The following is a 20,077-nucleotide window of genomic DNA, read 5'->3' on the forward strand; positions in this document are numbered from 1 at the left end:
TTTTAAAGTATCTTTTTAGGATAATTTTTTAAAATTTTCTGCTAAACTAATAGGGTCTAATCCTAATTTTGATTGTAGTTTAAGAACACTACCATGTTCAATAAAATGATCTGGAATTCCTAAATTTTTAATTTCGTTCTTATAATGATTGTCTGACGAAAACTCTAAAATAGCAGTACCAAAACCACCTTTTATAGTACCATCTTCAATGGTGATAATTGTTTGGTATTTATTAAAAATGGTATGTAATAAGTTTTCATCTAAAGGTTTTACAAAACGCATGTCGTAATGAGAATATTCTGATGAATTATCAACTAATTCTAATGCTTCGGTTACATTTTTAGAAATGGTTCCTACGGATAAAATTGCTACTTTATTTCCTTCTTTTAAGCAAATTCCTTTACCAATTTCTATTGCTTTAAAAGGTTGTTTCCAATTGATAATAGTTCCGGTTCCTCTAGGGTATCGAATTGCAATTGGGTTGTTTAAACCTAATTGAGCGGTGTATAAAATATTACGTAATTCAATTTCATTTCTTGGTGCAAAAACAATCAAATTAGGAATTAGACGTAAATACGCTATATCGAAAACTCCGTGATGCGTTGCGCCATCTTCACCCACCAAGCCAGCTCTATCTAAACAGAAAATAACAGGTAAATTTTGTAAAGCAACATCATGAATTACTTGGTCATAAGCACGTTGTAAAAATGTAGAATAAATATTACAAAAAGGCACTAAACCTTGCGTTGCCATACCTGCAGCTAAAGTTACGGCATGTTGTTCTGCAATACCAACATCAAAAGTTCTTTTGGGGTGCTTTTCTAGCATAAACTTTAAAGAGCCTCCTGTTAACATGGCGGGAGTTATACCAACAATTTTATCATTCTTATCGGCTAACTCTACCACTGTTTTTCCAAAAACATCTTGGTATTTAGTATATAAACTTGCTGCAGTTTTAATACGTTCGCCAGAAATTTTATCAAATTTACCGGGTGCATGATAGGTTACTTGGTCTTCTTCTGCCTTCTGTAAACCTTTTCCTTTTGTGGTAATTATATGTAAAAACTTTGGGCCTTTTACGTCCTTTAATCGTTTTAATTCTGATACTATTTTTGGTAAATCATGTCCGTCAATAGGACCAGAATATTCAAAATTTAAAGCTTTTATAATATTGTTTTGAGCTGCAAGTCTCTTATCGGTTTTAACTTTGGTTAAATATTCTTTTAAAGCACCCACAGAAGGGTCAATTCCAATAGCATTGTCATTTAAAATAATCAATAAATTTGCTTTAGAAACTCCTGCGTGATTTAAGGCTTCAAAAGCCATTCCGCTTGCAATAGAAGCATCCCCAATAACAGCAATATGATGTTTTTCTGTTTCTCCTTTAATATTAGAAGCAATTGCCATACCTAAGGCTGCAGAAATAGAAGTAGAGGAGTGTCCTACACCAAAAGCATCATATTCACTTTCTTTTCTTGATGGAAAACCCGAGATGCCTCCAAACTGTCTGTTGGTATGAAAAACATCCTTTCTACCAGTTAAAATTTTGTGTCCGTAGGCTTGGTGGCCAACATCCCAAACCAATAAGTCATTTGGGGTGTCAAATAGATAGTGCAAAGCAATCGTTAATTCTACAACGCCTAAACTAGCACCTAAATGCCCTTCTTTGGTTGCTACAATATCAATAATAAAGTCTCTCAATTCTTTTGCGAGTTGAGGTAATTGATTTTGATTTAATTTTCGTAAATCTTTAGGTTTTTGTATATGGTCTAACAAATTCTTCATTCAAATGTAAAAATACAACATCAAATATTGTGTGCGTAAAACAGGCGGTTAATAAATACAAATTTATCGTAAATATTTTACTTAATTTTGATATTTATAATCAACCTACATGATACAACCTTTTGATGATACTTATTTTATGAAAAAAGCCTTGCAAGAGGCCGAATTTGCTTTTGATAAAGGCGAAGTTCCGGTAGGAGCTGTTATTGTTTTTAAAGACCAAATTATTGCAAGAGCACATAATTTAACAGAAACATTAACGGATGTAACGGCACATGCCGAAATGCAAGCGTTTACAGCGGCAGCAGATTTTTTAGGAGGCAAATATTTAAAAGACTGCGTATTATATGTAACGTTAGAGCCTTGCCAAATGTGTGCAGGCGCAAGTTATTGGGCACAAATTGGTAAGATTGTTTATGGAGCCTCAGAACCAGAAAGAGGTTTTAAAAACTTAAATACTACATTACATCCAAAGACAAAAGTAGTAGCAGGGATTTTAGAAAACGAATGTTCGCAGCTTTTAAAGCGTTTTTTTGTTGAAAAAAGAAACTTGAATTAATCTTCTGTATATTCTAAAATATCTGCAGGTTGACACTCTAATGCCTTGCAAATGGCTTCTAAAGTAGAAAAACGAACTGCTTTTGCTTTACCAGATTTTAAAATGGATAAGTTTGCGGTTGCAATACCAATTATTTCTGCCAATTATTTACTGCGCATTTTACGTTTGGCAAGCATTACATCTAAATCTACGATGATTGCCATATTATATGGTTACCTCGTTTTCTTGTTTCTGATGTTTTGCTATTTTAAAGATTTCGCTTAAACCTAAAAAGAACAAACCTAAACAGATAATTACTAAATGTTGATTCAATCTGAATTCTAAAGATACTTTTTGCTCAAAATACACTTTACTAATTAAAATTAAATCTTAATCTCTAGACATAAATATTCGTAAAACATACCAAAAAAGTAACATTAAAGAAGCGAATAAACCTAAAGAAGCAGGTATGTAATCTTCTGTTCCATATTTATTTACCAAGTTAGAAGTTTGATATAAAATAGAACCTCCTGCTAATACACACATTCCTACAGAAAACCATAAACCTAAATCGAAACCAAATAAAGAACCTGCAATAATTAAACCCATTGCAATAAAAAAGCCAACAGTTAAACCAGCTTTTAAAAATGAAAAATCTTTTTTAGTAACAAAAACAACTGCAGATATACCAGCAAATAATGCCAAAGTAACTACTGCTGATTGTTGTACCAATTCTGAACCATCTGTATAATAAATTGCGATGTATAAAAGTGGGACAAAAATAAGTGCTTGTGCAAAAATATATAGTGCATAAGCCAAATATTGTGTGTTTTTATCTGTTGTTTTTAAAACAGTACTTTCAGCATAATTTGTAACTAGCATAAAACCGCCTAACATTATTAACCAACGCCAACCTTGTGTCATAGACATCATAAAGTTTACAATCATACTACTTTGAAGTAATAAATATTCAAAAAGCACAAATACTAAGACCCCACCAGCAACGTGTGCGTATGTTTTTTTGTAAAAATCTACACGAACTTGATCTGTAGATTCGATTAATAATACTTTGTTTTGAAAAGTGTTTTCCATATTTTAAATTTTTAAATAAAGGTATTCTTTTTGTCGAAAATAATAAAAGGTAGGATGAAAATTTATACTTTTTTGATGACGTTTGTTACAATTCCCCAAATCATAAAATCATTCTCTTGGGTAATGTTTATAATGGGGTAATTAGGATTTTCTGGTTGTAACCAGATTTCATTTTTAGAAACTCGAAGTCGTTTTACAGTAAATTCGCCATCTAAAAAACAAACGGCTATTTTATTGTTGGCAGGTTCTAGACTTCTGTCTATAACGAGTAAATCATTATCGTCTAAACCAGCACCAATCATAGATTGGCCTTTTACTTTTGCAAAAAAAGTAGTGTCTTTATTACTGATTAATTCATCATCTAAAGAAATTCTAGTTTCACTAAAATCATCTGCAGGAGCAGGTAAACCAGCGGAAATGCCCACATCAACAAAAATAGCTCCGTTTCCAGAAGGCATTTTTGGAGTAAAAAAAGTAAGTGTTTGAGATGTTTCCATTTTTATGCAAATTATAACTTTTCTTTAAACTTTTAAGGATTTATTTTACAATTAAAATACGGTCTTACAATCATTACAGATGTTCCTTGTTTTTTCAAAAAAAGGAAACAGCATATAAAATACATTTTTTCTTTGTGTAGGAGCAACTAGCACTCTATTAGAATGGCAATTTGGGCAAGAAATTTCGTTTCCATTTTTATCTTTTTGATACACTCTAATATCATTGTAAACTTTAACAGCTTTCTCAAAATCATTTTTATGAATCAATAATTTTACGCCTCCAATGGCATTGCTAATTAAAGGATCTGAATCTATGGTTTTTTCATCCATTAACAAAGTTCTAAAACCTTCTGAATCCATTTTAGATTTAGTAACATGTGCTTCCGTTGAGTATTCGAAAACCGCTAAAATTAGATACTCATTATTCATGAAAAAAATAAAAATTTATTGGGAGTTAAGGTAAGAATTTCTCTTATTTATTCGGTTTCTTAAATCTAATAATTTGTAATCTATTTTTAAAGGTGATGTTTTTTGATGAAAACTTATTCATCAAGATACCTCTTAGACACTTTATGATAAGCACTTTTTAACTTTTTAATTACAGGTTCCATTTCTGCTATGTCTAGATGACCAAAACCAAAACGAATAGCACACGTGTTTTTATTTTGATAAAGAATTGTCTTTGGAAGGAATAAATCGTTTTTCTCGGCTTCTTCAGCTAGTTTTACTAAAGATATTTGATGCTGAAATTGGATCCAAATTGCCAATCCGCCAGAAGGGATTTCCCATTGTGCTAATTCAGAAAAATATTGGGTTAGGAGTTGGCATAAACAATCTCGTCTTTGTTTATAAATGATGATGTTTTTTTTCATTAAACGATAAATTTCACCTTCATAAATTAATTCAGATAACATCTGTTGCTGAATTAAATCTCCTTGCTCATCTAATAATTGTAAATAATTTTTAGCTTCAGAAATTAAATTTTCTGGCGCAACTACAAATCCCGTTTGAAAACTCGGAAATAAAGATTGCCCTAATTTCCCCAAGTAAATTACCATTCCGTTGGCATCTGCGCTTGCCATAGGTAACATGGCAGAACCTGTAAACTGAAAATCGTAATCGTAATCATCTTCAATAATTGCAAAGCCATATTCTTTTGCCAATTGCAATAAAGCCAATCGACGTTCTGCACTTAATTTTACCATTGTTGGGTAATCTCTATGCGCACAGATGTATACACATCGTATACTTCCTTTTATAAAATGTTTTTTAATATAATCGATATCTAAACCATTAGCATCTACCGGAATTGTTTTTATAGTGGCTCCTGCTTGCTGAAAAATCATATTAGCAACATAATTGCTTAAATTTCCAACCAAGACTAGATCGTTTTGTTTTATCAAAAGTTGAGAAACAATGTACAAACTCATTTCTGTACTTCGAGTACTTATTAAGTTGTGTGGATTGATGTGAAAACCTCTTGTTGCATTTAAAAAATTACAAAGTTGTGTTTCAAATAAAGAATAGAGAGATTCATTAGATCTGTTCCATTTTTTAATTAACGTTTTTCGTTTCATAGCAGCGCTATACCATCTTGTAAAATCGTGCACAGGATGCAAACGTATATCTGGTTTTCCGTCATTAATTGTATACTTTGCATCTGTTAACTGATTAGTAGATGCTAAATGAAATGATTTTTGAAAAGGAAAACCTGTTGTTGTAGCATAGCTATATGCTTGATTTATTTTTTGTGTAGGTGCTTTTATTTTGGCTGTTTTTAGCTCTGGTTCTAAAACATAAGTACCTTTATTGGGTATAATTTCTACCCAACCCTGAGACGCTAATTCGTCATAGATGGCAACTGCCGTATTTCTATGGACTTTTAAGATTTCACCTAACATTCGTGTTCCTGGTAAAAGGGTGCCTTTGGTTACATATCCACGTTGTATTGCATTTATAATTTGCTGAGATACTTGAATATATACAGGTTGTGATATCGATTTATCAAAATCAATGAGTTGTTTAAATAATGTATTAACCGGACTATCTTTCATTTTAAAACTGGACTAGTTTAGTCGTCCGGAAAGTTACGACTTTTGCAGTATATTAAAATTACTATTTATGAAAATTAAAAAGACGATAATAATTATTTTATTATTTGTTGCTTTTCAAGCACATGCGCAGGTAGAACCTATAAAAAGAGACACACTAAAAGAAGTTGTTATTACTTCTACAAGAATAGATTTGCCTTTTAAAGAAAATTCTAGAACTATAGATGTTATTTCATCCGAAGTAATAAAAAATAGTGCAGCTACAAATGTTGCCGATTTGTTACAACAAGTGGCAGGTGTAGATATTAGAAGAAGAGGAACTGCTGGGAGTCAGGCAGATTTATATATTAGAGGTGGTGGTTTTGATCAAACTTTACTTTTAATTGATGGTATTAAAATGGATGATTCTCAAACCGGGCATCACACATTAAATGCAGCTTTACCAATAGAAGTTATTGAAAGAATAGAAATTATTAAAGGTCCTGCAGCAAGAGTTTTTGGGCAGAATGCATTTACCGGAGCAATAAATATTGTTACTAAAAAGAAATTAGAAAATATTGCTTCTATAAATGTAGAAGTTGGTTCTTTTGGGCAATCAAATAGTTCTGTCACAGTTGGTAAAGAATTTAAAAATTCATCAATTATTGCGCATGTTGGTACATTAATTTCAGAAGGTTATAGACATAATTCTGACTATGAAAATAAAAACTATTTATTAAAAGGAATTTTCAATAAGAAAAAACAACCCATAGAAGTAATTGCTACCTTTTTTGATAAACAATTCGGAGCAAATGGATTTTATGCTAGTGCAACCGCTACAGAACAGTATGAAGAAACGGAGAGTAGCTTATTAGGCGCTTCTACTACTTTTAGAACAGAGAAATTTAAAATAACGCCAAGAGTTTATTGGAAAAGAGGTCAAGATGAATATGTGTATATAAGAGATAACCCAAGCGTTTATAGAAATCTACACATTAGTCATAAAGTAGGTGTAGAAACAAATGCTTCTTACACATCTGCTCTTGGTATTACAGGTTTCGGTGTTGATGTTTCTAGAGTATTTATTAATAGTAATAATTTAGGAAATAGAAAAAGAACAATGGCTAATTTGTTTTTAGAACACCGTTTTAAATTAGCTGATGGCCAAATAGATATTACTCCAGGAGTTGCTGTTACTTATTTTTCTGATTTTAAATTCCAAGCTTTCCCTGGGTTAGATATTGGTTTAAAATTAGCAGATAACTTAAAAGCTTACGGAAACCTAGGTGTTACTTACAGAATACCTACATACACAGACTTGTACTATAATGATAGAAGTACAATTGGAAACTCTAATTTAAAACCAGAAGAAGCATTTGCTCAAGAAATTGGTTTAAAATACAACACCGAAAGATTTACAACTTCTGTGGCAATTTTTAATAGAGATGCAGATAATTTAATTGATTTTATTAGACCAGACACAGATCCTACTTCAAAATACGAAGCTACAAATATTGCAAAAGTAAATACCAAAGGTTTTGAGTTTAATACAGATTATCGTTTTAAATTAAATGAGTTTAATCAGTCTTTATCTTTTGGATATAATTTTTTAGATGATGATATTTTAGATCAAAATAAAGATTTATCTCGTTATTCATTAAACACGTTAAAACATCAATTTATAACTCGTTTTGCAAGTAAATTGTTTAAAAATGTAAGGCAAAATATTATTTATAAATATGCAGAAAGAACTATTGGTACAAGTTATAATGTTTGGGATGCTTCTGTAATTGTAGATGTTAATAAATTTAGTTTTACAGTTACTGCAAATAATATTTTTGATGCAGATTATATAGAATCTGGTTATGTACCAATGCCACCAAGTAATGTTTTATTTGGGTTGCGTTATGGGTTTTAAATAAATAGAATAAAATTATGATTATAAAGCCTTTACGTATATCTCTATGTAAAGGCTTTTATTGTTTTAGAAATATAAAAAAAATGTTATGAGTAAGATGAGAAATGATTGGACAAAAGAAGAAATATTAGAAATTTACAATAAACCATTAATGGAGTTGTTGTACGAAGCCGCCACTATTCATAGAGAGCAACATGATCCTAATGTTGTACAAGTATCTACATTACTTTCAATAAAAACAGGAGGTTGTTCTGAAGATTGTGGTTATTGCGCACAAGCAGCAAGATATCATACAGATATTGAGGGGAATGATTTAATGTCTGTTGATCAAGTAAAAGCAGAAGCCTTAAGAGCTAAAGAAAGTGGGAGTTCTAGAGTTTGTATGGGAGCAGCTTGGAGAAATGTAAAAGATGGACCACAGTTTGATCAAGTTTTAGAAATGGTTAGAGGTATTAATAAACTAGAAATGGAGGTTTGTTGTACTTTAGGAATGATTACAGAAAATCAAGCAAAACGTTTAGCAGAAGCAGGTTTGTATGCGTATAATCATAATTTAGATTCATCAGAAGAATATTATAAAAAAGTAATTTCTACACGTGGTTATCAGGATAGATTAGATACGATAGATAATGTTCGTAAAACAAGTGTAACCGTTTGTTCTGGTGGAATTATTGGAATGGGAGAAAGTGCAGAAGATAGAGCGGGAATGTTAGTCGCTTTATCAACTTTAAACCCACAACCAGAATCTACACCAATTAATGCCTTGGTTCCTGTTGAAGGTACTCCTTTAGAGGATCAAAAACCAGTTGAAATTTGGGATATGGTAAGAATGGTAGCAACAACCAGAATTGTAATGCCAGAAACACAAGTTCGTTTATCTGCAGGAAGAACTCAAATGAGTAGAGAAGGGCAAGCAATGTGTTTCTTTGCAGGTGCAAATTCTATTTTTGCTGGAGATAAATTATTAACAACTCCAAATCCTGATGTAGATGAAGATATGAAGATGTTTAAAATGTTAGGTTTAAAACCTCAAAAACCCTTTACAAAAAAGATGCAACCAGAAACGGTAGAGGCTATAGATTCTATGCTAGAGACTTTAGGAGAAAAACCAAAATGGACAAGACCAGGCCATAAAATTGATAGAAATGAAGCAGCCAAACAAAAAGGCCAGATGTTAAAAGGTTAAAAGTAACACTCCTTTTTTTTATCTAAACCTGCTCGCTTATTTTTCGAATTTATAAAAAGAGAACGAGAGAAAAGCTTTAAAAAACACTCAGTTTTTAGTAGAAGTAAACAGTTACAAGCTCATTACGCTGCAAGGTTTTAAAATCTTTGTAAGTGTAACCTGAATTTTAGACAAACTGAGAATATTTACTATAAAAATCTCCATTTTTATAGTAAATTGCCATGAAAGTCCAAGAATTAAAGTTTATCTTGTCTCTTGGTTCTAAAAATTTTGATTTTTAAAAACATGAATAGAGACGAAATACTAAAAGCAATAGAAGAAAAATACGATAAATTAGGTGTTCCTGTAGATTCTATGCTAGAAGGTTTGCTTTGGAGTACGCCAATAACGTATTGGGACTATATTCAGACAGATGCACTTTTAGGTTTACAAACCCCAAGAACTACACAGCCAGATGAAATGGTTTTTATCATGTATCATCAAGTAAATGAGTTGTTATTTAAAATGATTTTGTGGGAAATTGATCAAATTGCCAAATCGATAGAAGTTACGGCAGATAAATTTTCTATGCATTTAGGCAGAATTAGTCGCTATTTTGATATGTTATGCAGTTCTTTTAATGTGATGGCAGATGGAATGGAGAAGGAGCAATATCTAAAATTTAGAAATACTTTAACGCCTGCAAGCGGTTTTCAATCGGCACAGTATCGTAAAATAGAATTTGCTTCCACAGAATTAATCAATTTAATAGACGTTCGTTTTAGAGATGAAATTGACAGAAATTCATCTTTTAAAAACGCATACAATCATTTGTATTGGCAAGCAGCCGGTAAAAATTACACAACCGGACAAAAATCTACCTTATTAAATCTTTTTGAAAAAAAGTATATGGGAGATTTTATCGATTTTATGGAAGATTATAATGATATTAATTTGTCTTTAAAATTTAAACAACTGCCTAAAGAAGTGCAAGAAAACGAAGATTTAATAAAAGCTATGCGTCATTACGATTATACGGTAAATGTAAAATGGGTGATGGCACATTATAACGCAGCTGCAAAATATATTGGTGGCAAAGAGAAAGATTTAGAAGCTACAGGTGGCAGTAATTGGCGTAAATATATGCATCCAAAATATCAGCGAAGAATTTTTTATCCGTTCTTATGGAGCCAAGAAGAATTGAAAAATTGGGGGACGTTTTAAGTTTAATTATTCCTTAAGTAAACATTTATAATTAGTTAATAAATGGCTTTTTATTATTTTGGAACGGTAATTGTCATTACTTTTTTATAAGTTTGGTTTTCTATGAAAAAATATACTCTATTACTTTTTACCCTATTATTCTTTACAATGGCTTATAGTCAAGAGAGTTCTGTTGCTTTTAAGAGTGGAGAATCCCTTCGTTATAAAATGAGTTACAGTGGCTTTTTAAGAGCTGGAACTGCCCTTTTAGAAGTTGTAGAAAAAGACTTTAATGGTAAAAAAGTATTTCATACAAAAGGAACCGGTTGGACTTCTGGTATGATTAAATGGTTTTTTAGTGTAGATGATACCTATGAAAGCTACTTTGATAGAGATACCGTAAAACCGTATCTTTTTAAAAGAAAAATTGATGAAGGAGGCTATAAAAAACATAGAATTACTTCTTTTAATTATGATTCTAACAAAGCGTATGTTCAAGATTTTACCCTACAAAAAGACACTTCTGTAAATTTTTCTAATGTACAAGACATACTTTCTTCTTTTTATTATTTAAGAAATAGAAATGTTAAAAAGATGAAAGAAGGAGAAGAAATTGCCATAGATATGTTTTTAGATTCTCAGGTATATCCTTTCAAATTACGTTTTTTAGGAAGAGAAACTTTAAGAACAAAATTTGGTAAAATAAATACTTTAATTTTTAGACCTTTGGTGCAATCTGGTAGAGTCTTTAAAGCGCAAGAAAGTGTTACGCTATGGATTACCGATGATGCAAATAAAATTCCAATTAAAATGAAAGCAGATTTGGCTGTGGGTTCTCTTAGAGCCGAGTTAGAGCATTACAAAGGTTTAGCAAATCCTTTTTCTAAAAATTAAGAAATTTTTAACGAAACCGATATCGGAAGTTCATAAAGATAGCACCCTAAAGAATTTTTTTTATTTGTACTTTTGAAGACTACATTCAATAGCACAATTTTTTGAAAAAAATAATCTTCCTTTTAGTATTTATTAGCTCCTTTTTATCTTGTAAAAAAGAGGTAGAAAAACCAGTTATAGCACCAGTTAAAGTAAAACCTAAGCCAGTTTATAAATTTGGGTATAAAATTGATGATTATAAATTTATTCAAGATACTATTAAAAGTGGCGAAAGTTTTGGTGAAATTTTAGATAGACACCATGTTGGGTATCCAAAAATTAATGAAATTTCTACAACAATAAAAGAAGTTTTTGATGTTAGAAGGTTAAGAGCAGGAAAACCGTATGTAATTTTATCTAGTAAAGATTCTTTAGAAGAAGCTAAAGTTTTTATTTATAAGGATAATTTAATTAATGCTACAGTGGTAGATTTTAAAGATTCTATCATTGACGCACATGCCTATGCACAGCCCATAAAGACAGTAGAGAAAATTGTTGAAGGTGAAATTAACTCTAATCTTTCTAATGCTATGGATAGTTTGCATTTATCACCAAACTTAACCTATGCTGTAGCAGATATTTATGCTTGGACTTTAGATTTTTACAAACTACAGAAAGGAGATTCTTTTAAACTAGTTTTTGAAGAAAAATACATTAAAGATTCCTTATTTGCAGGGTATGGAGAAATTAAATCGGCTGTATTTAAACATAAAGGAACCGATTTATTTGCCTTTAGATACGTGTCGGATTCTAAATTAGGTATTCCGGAGTATTATGATGAAAATGGAAATATGTTGCGTAGCCAATTCTTAAAAGCACCTATAAAATTTCAGTATAGAATTTCTTCTCCTTATAATTTAAAAAGAAGAATAAAACATTACGGCTATAGAATAAAGCCACATAAAGGAACCGATTTTGCTGCAAACGAAGGAACTCCAATTATAGCAACAGCTAGTGGAACAGTTATAGAGTCTACAACAAGAGGAGGGAATGGTAGATTTGTTAAAATAAAACATAATAGTACATATTCTACTCAATATTTACATATGAGAAAGCAAAATGTAAAGAAAGGTCAATATGTAAAACAAGGAGATGTTATAGGATGGGTTGGACATACAGGAAGTACAGAAGGAAGACATGTATGTTATCGCTTCTGGAAAAATGGCAAACAAGTAGATCCTTTTAAAGAAAAATTACCTTCAGCAGAACCTTTAAAGAAAAGTTTAATACCTGAATACTTAGAGTTTATTAAACCGCTTAAATATCAATTAGAAAACAAAATACTTCCGGTTAAGGAGCCAGAAGTTGTAGAAAAAATAGCACAAAATTAAAAGAAAATGGCATTAAAAAACATCAACCCAACTACAACCAATGCATGGACAGCATTAACAAATCATTTTAATGATATTAAAGATATCAAGATAAAAGATTTATATAAAGACGAAGATAGAAAAGAAGATTTTTCATTAATATTTGATGATTTATCAGTAGATTTTTCTAAAAATAGAGTGACCAAAGAAACTATTGATTTACTATTAGATCTTGCAAAAGAAGTAGATTTAAAAGATGCTATAGAAAAACAATTTGCTGGTGATGTAATTAATGTAACCGAAGGGAGAGAAGTTTTACACACTGCTTTAAGAAGTACTTCTGATGAACCAATTTTGGTGGAAGGAAAAAATATTAAACCACAAATACAAGCTGCTTTAAGAAAAATTAAAAGTTTTTCTAACAAAGTTATTTCTGGTAAGTGGAAAGGATATACGGGCAAATCTATTACAGATGTTGTAAATATTGGTATTGGAGGATCTGATTTAGGGCCAGACATGGTTGTAGAATCTTTAAAGTTTTACAAAAATCAATTAACTACTCATTTTGTATCTAATGTAGATGGAGATCATGTTTCTGAAGTGATGAAAACTTTAAACCCAGAAACTACTTTATTTGTAATTGTGTCTAAAACATTTACAACACAAGAAACCATTACCAATGCAGAAACGCTTAAAAATTGGTTTTTAAAATCGGCAACTATTTTTGATATCCCAAAACACTTTGTGGCGGTTTCTACAAATTTAGCTGCGGTAGATAGTTTTGGAATTGACAAAAACAACGTTTTTCCTATGTGGAACTGGGTTGGTGGTCGTTTTTCTCTTTGGTCTGGAGTTGGTTTGTCTATTAGTTTATCTGTTGGTTACGATAATTATAAAGAACTTTTAGATGGAGCAGAAGAAATGGATCTTCATTATAAAAATGAAGATTTCGAGAACAATATTCCAGTAATTTTAGCATTGTTAAGTGTTTGGTACAATAATTTTTACGGAGCAGAAACAGAAGCAGTTTTACCATATTCTCAGTATTTAGCAAAACTTCCGGCTTATTTACAACAAGCAATTATGGAAAGTAACGGTAAAGGTGTAGATAGAAATGGCGAGAAAGTAACTTACCAAACAGGTACAATTGTTTGGGGAAGCACAGGTACCAATATGCAGCATGCTTTTATGCAATTAGTGCATCAAGGAACCAAATTAATTCCTGCAGATTTTATTGGTTATAAAGAATCTTTATACGGTTTAACAGATCATCATAAAAAATTAATGTCTAATTATTACGGTCAAATGGATGCTTTAGCTTTTGGTAAAACAAAAGAAGAAGTTCATTTAGAATTAAAGTTTTCTGGTGATGAAGAAAAAATTGCGAAACTTTTACCTTTTAAAGTATTTGAAGGAAACAGACCAAGTAATGCTATTTTGTTTGATAAGTTAACACCACGTTCTTTAGGAAAACTAATAGCAATGTATGAACATAAAATTTTTACACAAGGTATTTTATGGAACATTTATAGTTATGACCAATTTGGTGTAGAGCTAGGAAAAGAAATGGCTAAAAAATTGTTGAATAAATCTTAATCAAGAATTTTTAATAGAAAAGAATTCCTTTAGAAATTGCTTCTTAGGTTTACTTATAATACACAAGAACCTGCTTTATAGCAGGTTTTTACATGTTTAGAAAATAGGTGTTTTTTTCAGTTAAAATAAAACTAGCAAAAAACATCCTCATGTAATACCAAAACTTTAATATTCTTTCCTTTTTAGATGTTGGTTACATATTTTCATTTTATCATTAAAAACGTTAAATTTTTAATAACTTAAAAGTAACAATTCTTTTTTGTTGTAATAGTATAGTTTTCAGTTAATAGAGTGTAGTTTTTTGTTTTAGATGTCTTAATTTTTTGTTAAACCTTAACATTAAGTTAACATTAAACGTCTGTAAAAAGGGGAATTTTGCAAAACATTTAATAACATAAATTTAAAAAATGAGAAATTTTAAAAACTTATTATTTGTAGCGTTACTTTTTGTATCGGCTACTGTTTTAGGACAAACTAAAATTACTGGTACAGTTGTAGATGATACAAACCAACCTTTACCAGGCGCAAGTGTTGTTGTAAAAGGCACAACAAACGGAACATCAACAGATTTTGATGGAAAATTTACGCTAAAAGCAGATGCTAAATCTGGTTCTATCGTTATTTCTTTTATTGGTTTTACAACCAAAGAAGTTACTTTTTCTGCTTCAAAATCTAATTTGAGAAAAATTAAATTAGTTGAAGATCTTGGTGCTTTAGATGAAATAGTTGTTACTGCTACATCTTTTGCAATTGACAGAAAAACGCCAGTGGCAGTTTCTACGATTAAAGCAGCTGATATTGAAATTAAATTAGGTTCTCAAGAATTTCCTGAAATTTTAAAATCTACTCCTGGTGTATATGCTACAAAAGCAGGTGGTGGTTATGGAGATTCTAGAATTAACTTACGTGGTTTTAGTTCTGAAAATGTTGCTGTTATGATTAACGGAGTTCCTGTAAACGATATGGAAAACGGAGCGGTATACTGGTCTAATTGGTCTGGTTTAGCAGATGTTACTTCTGCAATGCAAGTACAAAGAGGTTTAGGAGCTTCTAAAGTGGCTGTGCCTTCAATTGGTGGTACTATTAATATTATCTCTAAATCTACAGACGCTTTAAAAGGAGGAAATGTTACAATGTCTACAGGGAATGATGGATACCAAAAATATGGTATGACTGTATCAACTGGTTTAATGGACAATGGTCTTGCTATTACTGCATCTGCAGCAAAAGTTTCTGGAGATGGTTACGTTAATGGAACACAATTTAGTGGGGTTAACTACTTTTTAAATGTTTCTAAAATTATTAATCCGAATCATAAATTATCTTTTAATGTTATTGGGGCTCAACAAACTCACGGACAAAGATATACTACAAAAACGATTGCTCAAAATAGAGCAACAGAACAAGGAGGGAAAAGATTTAACCCAGATTGGGGATATAGAAACGGACAAGTAGAAAATAATTCTTATAACTTTTATAATAAACCACAAATCTCTTTAAATCACGATTGGACAATTTCTGATAAAACGTATGTTACAACTGTTGTTTATGCTTCTTTTGGAACAGGTGGAGGTAGAAGAACTGAAGGTTCTGGTAAACTTACAAGTGACGATTACAGGCTAGGAGATATAGATCAACCAATCGATTATGATAGAATTGTACAAGAAAATAAAGATAGAGGAGCATTAGGTTCTTCAGATGTTTTTACTGCTTCTGTTAATAATCATGAGTGGTATGGTGTTTTATCAACATTAAAAACAAATTTAACAGAAAACTTAGTTTTATCTGCAGGTTTAGATGGAAGATATTATGTAGGTACTCATTATTATGAAATTACAGATTTATTAGGAGGTCAGTTTTACCAAAACCCTAAATCAAATGATAACAACTATAATGCACCTTTACAAGTAGGAGACCATTTTAATAGAGATTATGAAGGTAGAGTTTTAAAATATGGAACTTTCGCACAATTAGAATATAGTAAAAATGATTTATCATTATTCTTATCACCTTCTATTTCTAATACAAGATATGGTAGATCTAGTTTTTTAGATGATTCATCTAACCCTAATGGAAATGTATCTGATAATGTAAATTTCTTAGGATTTGGAACAAAAGGTGGAGCTAACTATAACTTAGATGATACAAATAATGTGTTTGCAAATATTGGTTATTTTTCTAATGCACCATTTTTAACGGGTGGAGTATTTGTAGACAAAGAATCTGTAGATTTTAATGAAGATGCTACAAATGAAAAAGTATTTAGTGCAGAAATAGGATATGGTTATAGAAGTGATAAGTTCTCTGCAAATGTTAACCTTTATAGAACTTCTTGGTTAGATAAATCTATTGCACCATCAATTCAAGATCCAGATAATGTTGGACAGTATTTAAATACAAACATTACAGGGTTAGATGCATTACACCAAGGTGTAGAAATTGATTTTATTTATAAGTTTTCAGATAAATTAAAGTTAAACGGAATGTTGTCTTTAGGAGACTGGACTTGGCAAAGCGATGTACAAGGAGATGTACTTAAAGATGATGGCTCATTATTTAAGCAAATTATAGTAAATGCTAAAGATTTAAAAGTAAATGATGCTGCACAAACTACCTATGCGTTAGGTTTAACTTATAATGCTTTAGAAAATTCTACTGTATTTTTAGATTATAATTATGCTGGTGATATCTATGCTAATTTTGACTTTAGTAAAGGTACAGAAGATAGAATGAATACTTGGAAATTACCTTCTTATCATTTATTTGATTTAGGCTTTAGACATGGTTTTGAAATAGCAGGTTTAGATACTACTTTATCTGGTAAAATGAATAATATTTTTGATGTAGAATATATTTCTGATGCTTTTGATGACAAGACTTATCATTCAGCAGAAACAGCTAAAGTATATTATGGAGCTGGTAGAACATTTAGTTTAGGTTTAAAAGTTAAATTTTAAAAAAATAAGAACATGAAAAAAATATTTTTATTATTAGCAGTTTTTTCAATGGTGTTTACTTCTTGTGATCCATTAGAAGATATAAATGAACAAATTGATGCAGAAGGACCAGCTGCAGTTGTAGGAGACGCAACTTATACGATGACAGATGAAGACTATGAGTCTTTAGAATTAGACGATTCTTATTTCGAAGATAACGATATTGCAAAGTCTATGATTCCTGGGTTTTTAATGAACAAATACCCAGCTTGGGGAAAAAAGTCTTCTGTATTGCTAAGTTATGAGTTAAAAAACGGTACAGATTTAGAAATTGTAACAGATTATACCTCTGCAACAAGTTATAATCTTGCTAACGCTGATTATCCTAGTGCTGGAGACAATGCAACTGGTTTTTACGAAACTGAAGAAGCTTCAGATTATATACCAGCAATTTTAACTACTAACATTGCTAGTCCAGAAAAAGGAGATGTAGCATTAGTTGGATATTCTCAATATGTTGGTGAAACAGTAAACGGAATTACAGAAATCTTCTCTAAAGATTTTGTAAACGCAGGAACTTTATTAGATTTTGAGGCTATAAGTGTTTCTGGAGACCAAGTTTGGGCTGGAACTAATTACGGAGCAAAAATGACAGGATTTGTTTATCCTGATGCTATTGCAAACGAAGATTGGTTAGTTTCTAGTGAAATTGATTTAACTAGTTTTACAAATGCAAAATTTCAAGTAAATCAAATTTTTAATAAAGGAGATTATAATTCTGTAAGTATTTTAATTTCATCAGATTATACAGACGATGTTGCTACAGCTACTTGGGAAGAGATTAACCTAACAAATGTTCCTGATGGAACAAGTTGGACTGCAGTTGAATCTGAAGAATACAGTTTGTCTGCTTATGATGGAAAAAAAGTGCACATCGCATTTAAGTATACATCTACTGATTCATCTGCTGGTACTTATGAAATTGTAAAAGCTACTATTAAGGCACCAGGTGTTGAAGGAGTCTCTGTAGATAAAGACATCTATTATACTTTCGATGGTTCAGATTGGGGTATATCAGAAGGTGTTTACTATTTAAGCAAAGAAGATTATGATATTATGGGAGAAAATTCTGGTCAACCAGGAAAATATAATAATTTTTCTAGCTCTATAAACCCTAATACATATATCTCTACTTTCTTGAAAAACAAATATACTTATGCTCAAGAAGGAGATGATTTATTGGTTTTCTTTAAGTATTTCTCTGAAAGTACTACTAGTGTTAGAGGAAATGAATTTACTTTTACAAATGGAGAATGGGTAGCTCATGAAACTAAATTTCAGTTTGGTCATGATGGTTCAGTTTGGGTTCCAGACAACACTATTAAGTACACCTTAATTAGAAATGATGATTATGCATATATAGCTTCTCAATTAACAGAACCAGAATATGCTAGTTTAATTGGTAATTTGGCTTCTTATGGAGACTTCGATTATAATTGGGATAAAAAAGTACAAATACCATATGCTTTATCTTTTCTCTTGCCTCATATAGCACCGAATGCTGAGGAAGGACAAAAATATACTTTAACGTATGTTATTTATGATAATGGAGAAAATGATTATCAAACAAGTTTCATAAAAACAGATGGAGTTTGGGTATTAAATGATTAATATTCACTTATCAATTATACAAATTCTAAAAACCACCTCAAACGAGGTGGTTTTTTTATTATTAAAATTAGTAACTTTACAGCTTTAAAAATCATAAAATATAATGAAAGACATACATTCTTATTGGGCATACCTTGTTTTAGCAATTTTAATATTTGCAGTATTTAATGCAATAACAGGAATTATTAAAAAAAGAACATTTACAGATAAAGATCTAAGAATCGGTTTATTTACCCTTATAGTATCACATATACAGTTATTAATAGGTTTAGGATGGTATTTTATGTCGCCTTGGTTTAAAGCTTTAAAAGCAGATGCAGGAGCAGTTATGGGAGACAAAGCAGCAAGATTATTAGCGGTAGAGCACCCATTAATGATGATTATTGCCATTGTATTTATTACAATAGGTTGGTCTAAACACAAAAAACAAACAGAAGACGCTGCAAAATTTAAAACCTTTGCCATCTTTTATGGTATTGCTTTACTATTAATTCTTTCTAGAATACCTTGGAGTAATTGGTTGTAATCGCAGGGCGATAACCAAGGTTTTAATTGGCCAAAGCTTGCCTTAAAATTAAAAATATTTGCTTAAGAAGCATTCCTTCTACCCTTGGGTAGAGGTTGTAGATTAGCTAACTTTTCTGCCTAAGCGGAAACCTAATATTAGATTTAAATGAAAATTTTAAGTTACATATTATCCCCAATATTTGTAGTAGTGTTTTTTGTATCACTACTCATATTTCATCCCTTACAATGGTTGGGATTAAAATTATTTGGCTATAAAGGACATCAAACGGTGGTAGATTATATGAACTGGTTTTTATCAAAAACACTTTTAATTTTAGGAGTCGTAGTAAAGATTAATAATCCGCATAAATTACCAGAAAATTGTTCGCTTATTTTTGTATCAAACCATCAAAGTATGTTTGATATTTCGCCAATTAGTTGGGCGTTTAGAAAACATCATCCAAAGTTTGTCTCTAAAAAGGAGTTGGGCAAAGGCATACCAAGTATCTCATTTAATTTAAGACATGGAGGTGCAGCGCTAATAGATAGAAAAGATCCAAAACAAGCAATTTCAGCCTTAATAGAATTTGCAAAAAAAATTAAAGACAACAATTGGGGAGCCGTTATTTTTCCAGAAGGAACCAGAAGTAGAGATGGTATTCCTAAGAAATTTGCAATAAACGGACTAAAAGTCCTCACAAAAGTCAATAAAGAAGGCTATATTGTGCCGATTACCATAAATAATTCGTGGAAAATTTTTAAATACGGAAAATTTCCATTAGGTTTAGGTAGTCCAATTACATTTACAATACATCAACCAATAAAAATAAATTCATTACCTTTTAATGAATTATTAGAACAAACAGAAACGGTTATTAAAAACCACATAAAATAAA

16 protein-coding genes and 1 pseudogene are annotated in these 20,077 nt (G+C 30.9%); 11 read left to right on the forward strand and 6 right to left on the reverse strand.

Going from position 1 to position 20,077, the window contains the following annotated elements:
* Nucleotides 1-15 precede the first annotated feature (15 nt).
* A complete protein-coding gene (dxs, locus tag MPF19_RS02560) occupies nt 16-1,785 on the reverse strand; it encodes a 1-deoxy-D-xylulose-5-phosphate synthase (protein ID WP_249986656.1) in 1,770 nt (589 codons plus the stop codon).
* Nucleotides 1,786-1,894: 109 nt separating this feature from the next.
* On the opposite strand from dxs, the gene MPF19_RS02565 reads away from it, so the two are divergent.
* Entirely contained in the window at nt 1,895-2,344 is a 450-nt protein-coding gene (locus tag MPF19_RS02565) for a nucleoside deaminase (protein ID WP_203392641.1), read from the forward strand.
* Here the strand turns inward: MPF19_RS02565 and MPF19_RS02570 are convergent.
* The 5 genes and pseudogenes from MPF19_RS02570 to MPF19_RS02590 all read right to left on the reverse strand — a co-directional run bounded on the left by MPF19_RS02570 (nt 2,341) and on the right by MPF19_RS02590 (nt 5,966).
* Nucleotides 2,341-2,547, reverse strand: a pseudogene (locus MPF19_RS02570) (helix-turn-helix domain-containing protein). The gene MPF19_RS02565 and the pseudogene MPF19_RS02570 overlap by 4 nt on opposite strands.
* 166 nt (nt 2,548-2,713) lie before the next feature.
* Complete coding sequence (locus MPF19_RS02575) at nt 2,714-3,415, reverse strand: Bax inhibitor-1/YccA family protein (protein ID WP_249986657.1); 702 nt, start codon at nt 3,413-3,415, stop codon at nt 2,714-2,716.
* A gap of 62 nt (nt 3,416-3,477) precedes the next feature.
* The gene (locus MPF19_RS02580; protein WP_203392638.1) at nt 3,478-3,912 is read right to left on the reverse strand and encodes a LexA family protein; all 435 of its coding nucleotides are present in this window, start codon (nt 3,910-3,912) and stop codon (nt 3,478-3,480) included.
* Between the two features lie 51 nt (nt 3,913-3,963).
* Nucleotides 3,964-4,341, reverse strand: coding sequence for a DUF2007 domain-containing protein (locus MPF19_RS02585; protein ID WP_203392637.1), 378 nt, complete (start codon nt 4,339-4,341; stop codon nt 3,964-3,966).
* Nucleotides 4,342-4,454: 113 nt separating this feature from the next.
* Entirely contained in the window at nt 4,455-5,966 is a 1,512-nt protein-coding gene (locus MPF19_RS02590) for an aminotransferase-like domain-containing protein (protein ID WP_203392636.1), read from the reverse strand.
* Nucleotides 5,967-6,033: 67 nt separating this feature from the next.
* On the opposite strand from MPF19_RS02590, the gene MPF19_RS02595 reads away from it, so the two are divergent.
* The 10 genes from MPF19_RS02595 to MPF19_RS02640 all read left to right on the forward strand — a co-directional run bounded on the left by MPF19_RS02595 (nt 6,034) and on the right by MPF19_RS02640 (nt 20,076).
* Complete coding sequence (locus MPF19_RS02595) at nt 6,034-7,860, forward strand: TonB-dependent receptor plug domain-containing protein (RefSeq protein WP_249986658.1); 1,827 nt, start codon at nt 6,034-6,036, stop codon at nt 7,858-7,860.
* Between the two features lie 88 nt (nt 7,861-7,948).
* Nucleotides 7,949-9,046 (forward strand): biotin synthase BioB, encoded by a 1,098-nt coding sequence (gene bioB / locus MPF19_RS02600; protein ID WP_249986659.1) that lies wholly within the window; start codon nt 7,949-7,951, stop codon nt 9,044-9,046.
* A gap of 285 nt (nt 9,047-9,331) precedes the next feature.
* Entirely contained in the window at nt 9,332-10,249 is a 918-nt protein-coding gene (locus MPF19_RS02605) for a tryptophan 2,3-dioxygenase family protein (RefSeq protein ID WP_249986660.1), read from the forward strand.
* A 102-nt stretch (nt 10,250-10,351) separates the two neighbouring features.
* On the forward strand, nt 10,352-11,122 hold the full coding sequence (locus MPF19_RS02610) for a DUF3108 domain-containing protein (protein WP_203392632.1): 771 nt from the start codon (nt 10,352-10,354) through the stop codon (nt 11,120-11,122).
* Between the two features lie 101 nt (nt 11,123-11,223).
* A complete protein-coding gene (locus tag MPF19_RS02615; RefSeq protein WP_203392631.1) occupies nt 11,224-12,492 on the forward strand; it encodes a peptidoglycan DD-metalloendopeptidase family protein in 1,269 nt (422 codons plus the stop codon).
* Between the two features lie 6 nt (nt 12,493-12,498).
* Nucleotides 12,499-14,067, forward strand: a complete 1,569-nt coding sequence (pgi, locus tag MPF19_RS02620; protein WP_249986661.1) for a glucose-6-phosphate isomerase — start codon at nt 12,499-12,501, stop codon at nt 14,065-14,067.
* Between the two features lie 407 nt (nt 14,068-14,474).
* Nucleotides 14,475-17,024: a TonB-dependent receptor gene (locus MPF19_RS02625; protein WP_249986662.1), complete on the forward strand. Its 2,550-nt coding sequence runs from the start codon at nt 14,475-14,477 to the stop codon at nt 17,022-17,024.
* Nucleotides 17,025-17,036: 12 nt separating this feature from the next.
* The gene (locus MPF19_RS02630; protein ID WP_203392628.1) at nt 17,037-18,674 is read left to right on the forward strand and encodes a choice-of-anchor J domain-containing protein; all 1,638 of its coding nucleotides are present in this window, start codon (nt 17,037-17,039) and stop codon (nt 18,672-18,674) included.
* 103 nt (nt 18,675-18,777) lie between these two features.
* The gene (locus tag MPF19_RS02635) at nt 18,778-19,200 is read left to right on the forward strand and encodes a hypothetical protein (protein WP_249986663.1); all 423 of its coding nucleotides are present in this window, start codon (nt 18,778-18,780) and stop codon (nt 19,198-19,200) included.
* 147 nt (nt 19,201-19,347) lie between these two features.
* The gene (locus tag MPF19_RS02640; RefSeq protein ID WP_249986664.1) at nt 19,348-20,076 is read left to right on the forward strand and encodes a lysophospholipid acyltransferase family protein; all 729 of its coding nucleotides are present in this window, start codon (nt 19,348-19,350) and stop codon (nt 20,074-20,076) included.
* The last annotated feature ends 1 nt before the right edge of the window (nt 20,077 follow it).

This window comes from Polaribacter sp. Z014, assembly GCF_023555435.1.
GTDB lineage: Bacteria > Bacteroidota > Bacteroidia > Flavobacteriales > Flavobacteriaceae > Polaribacter.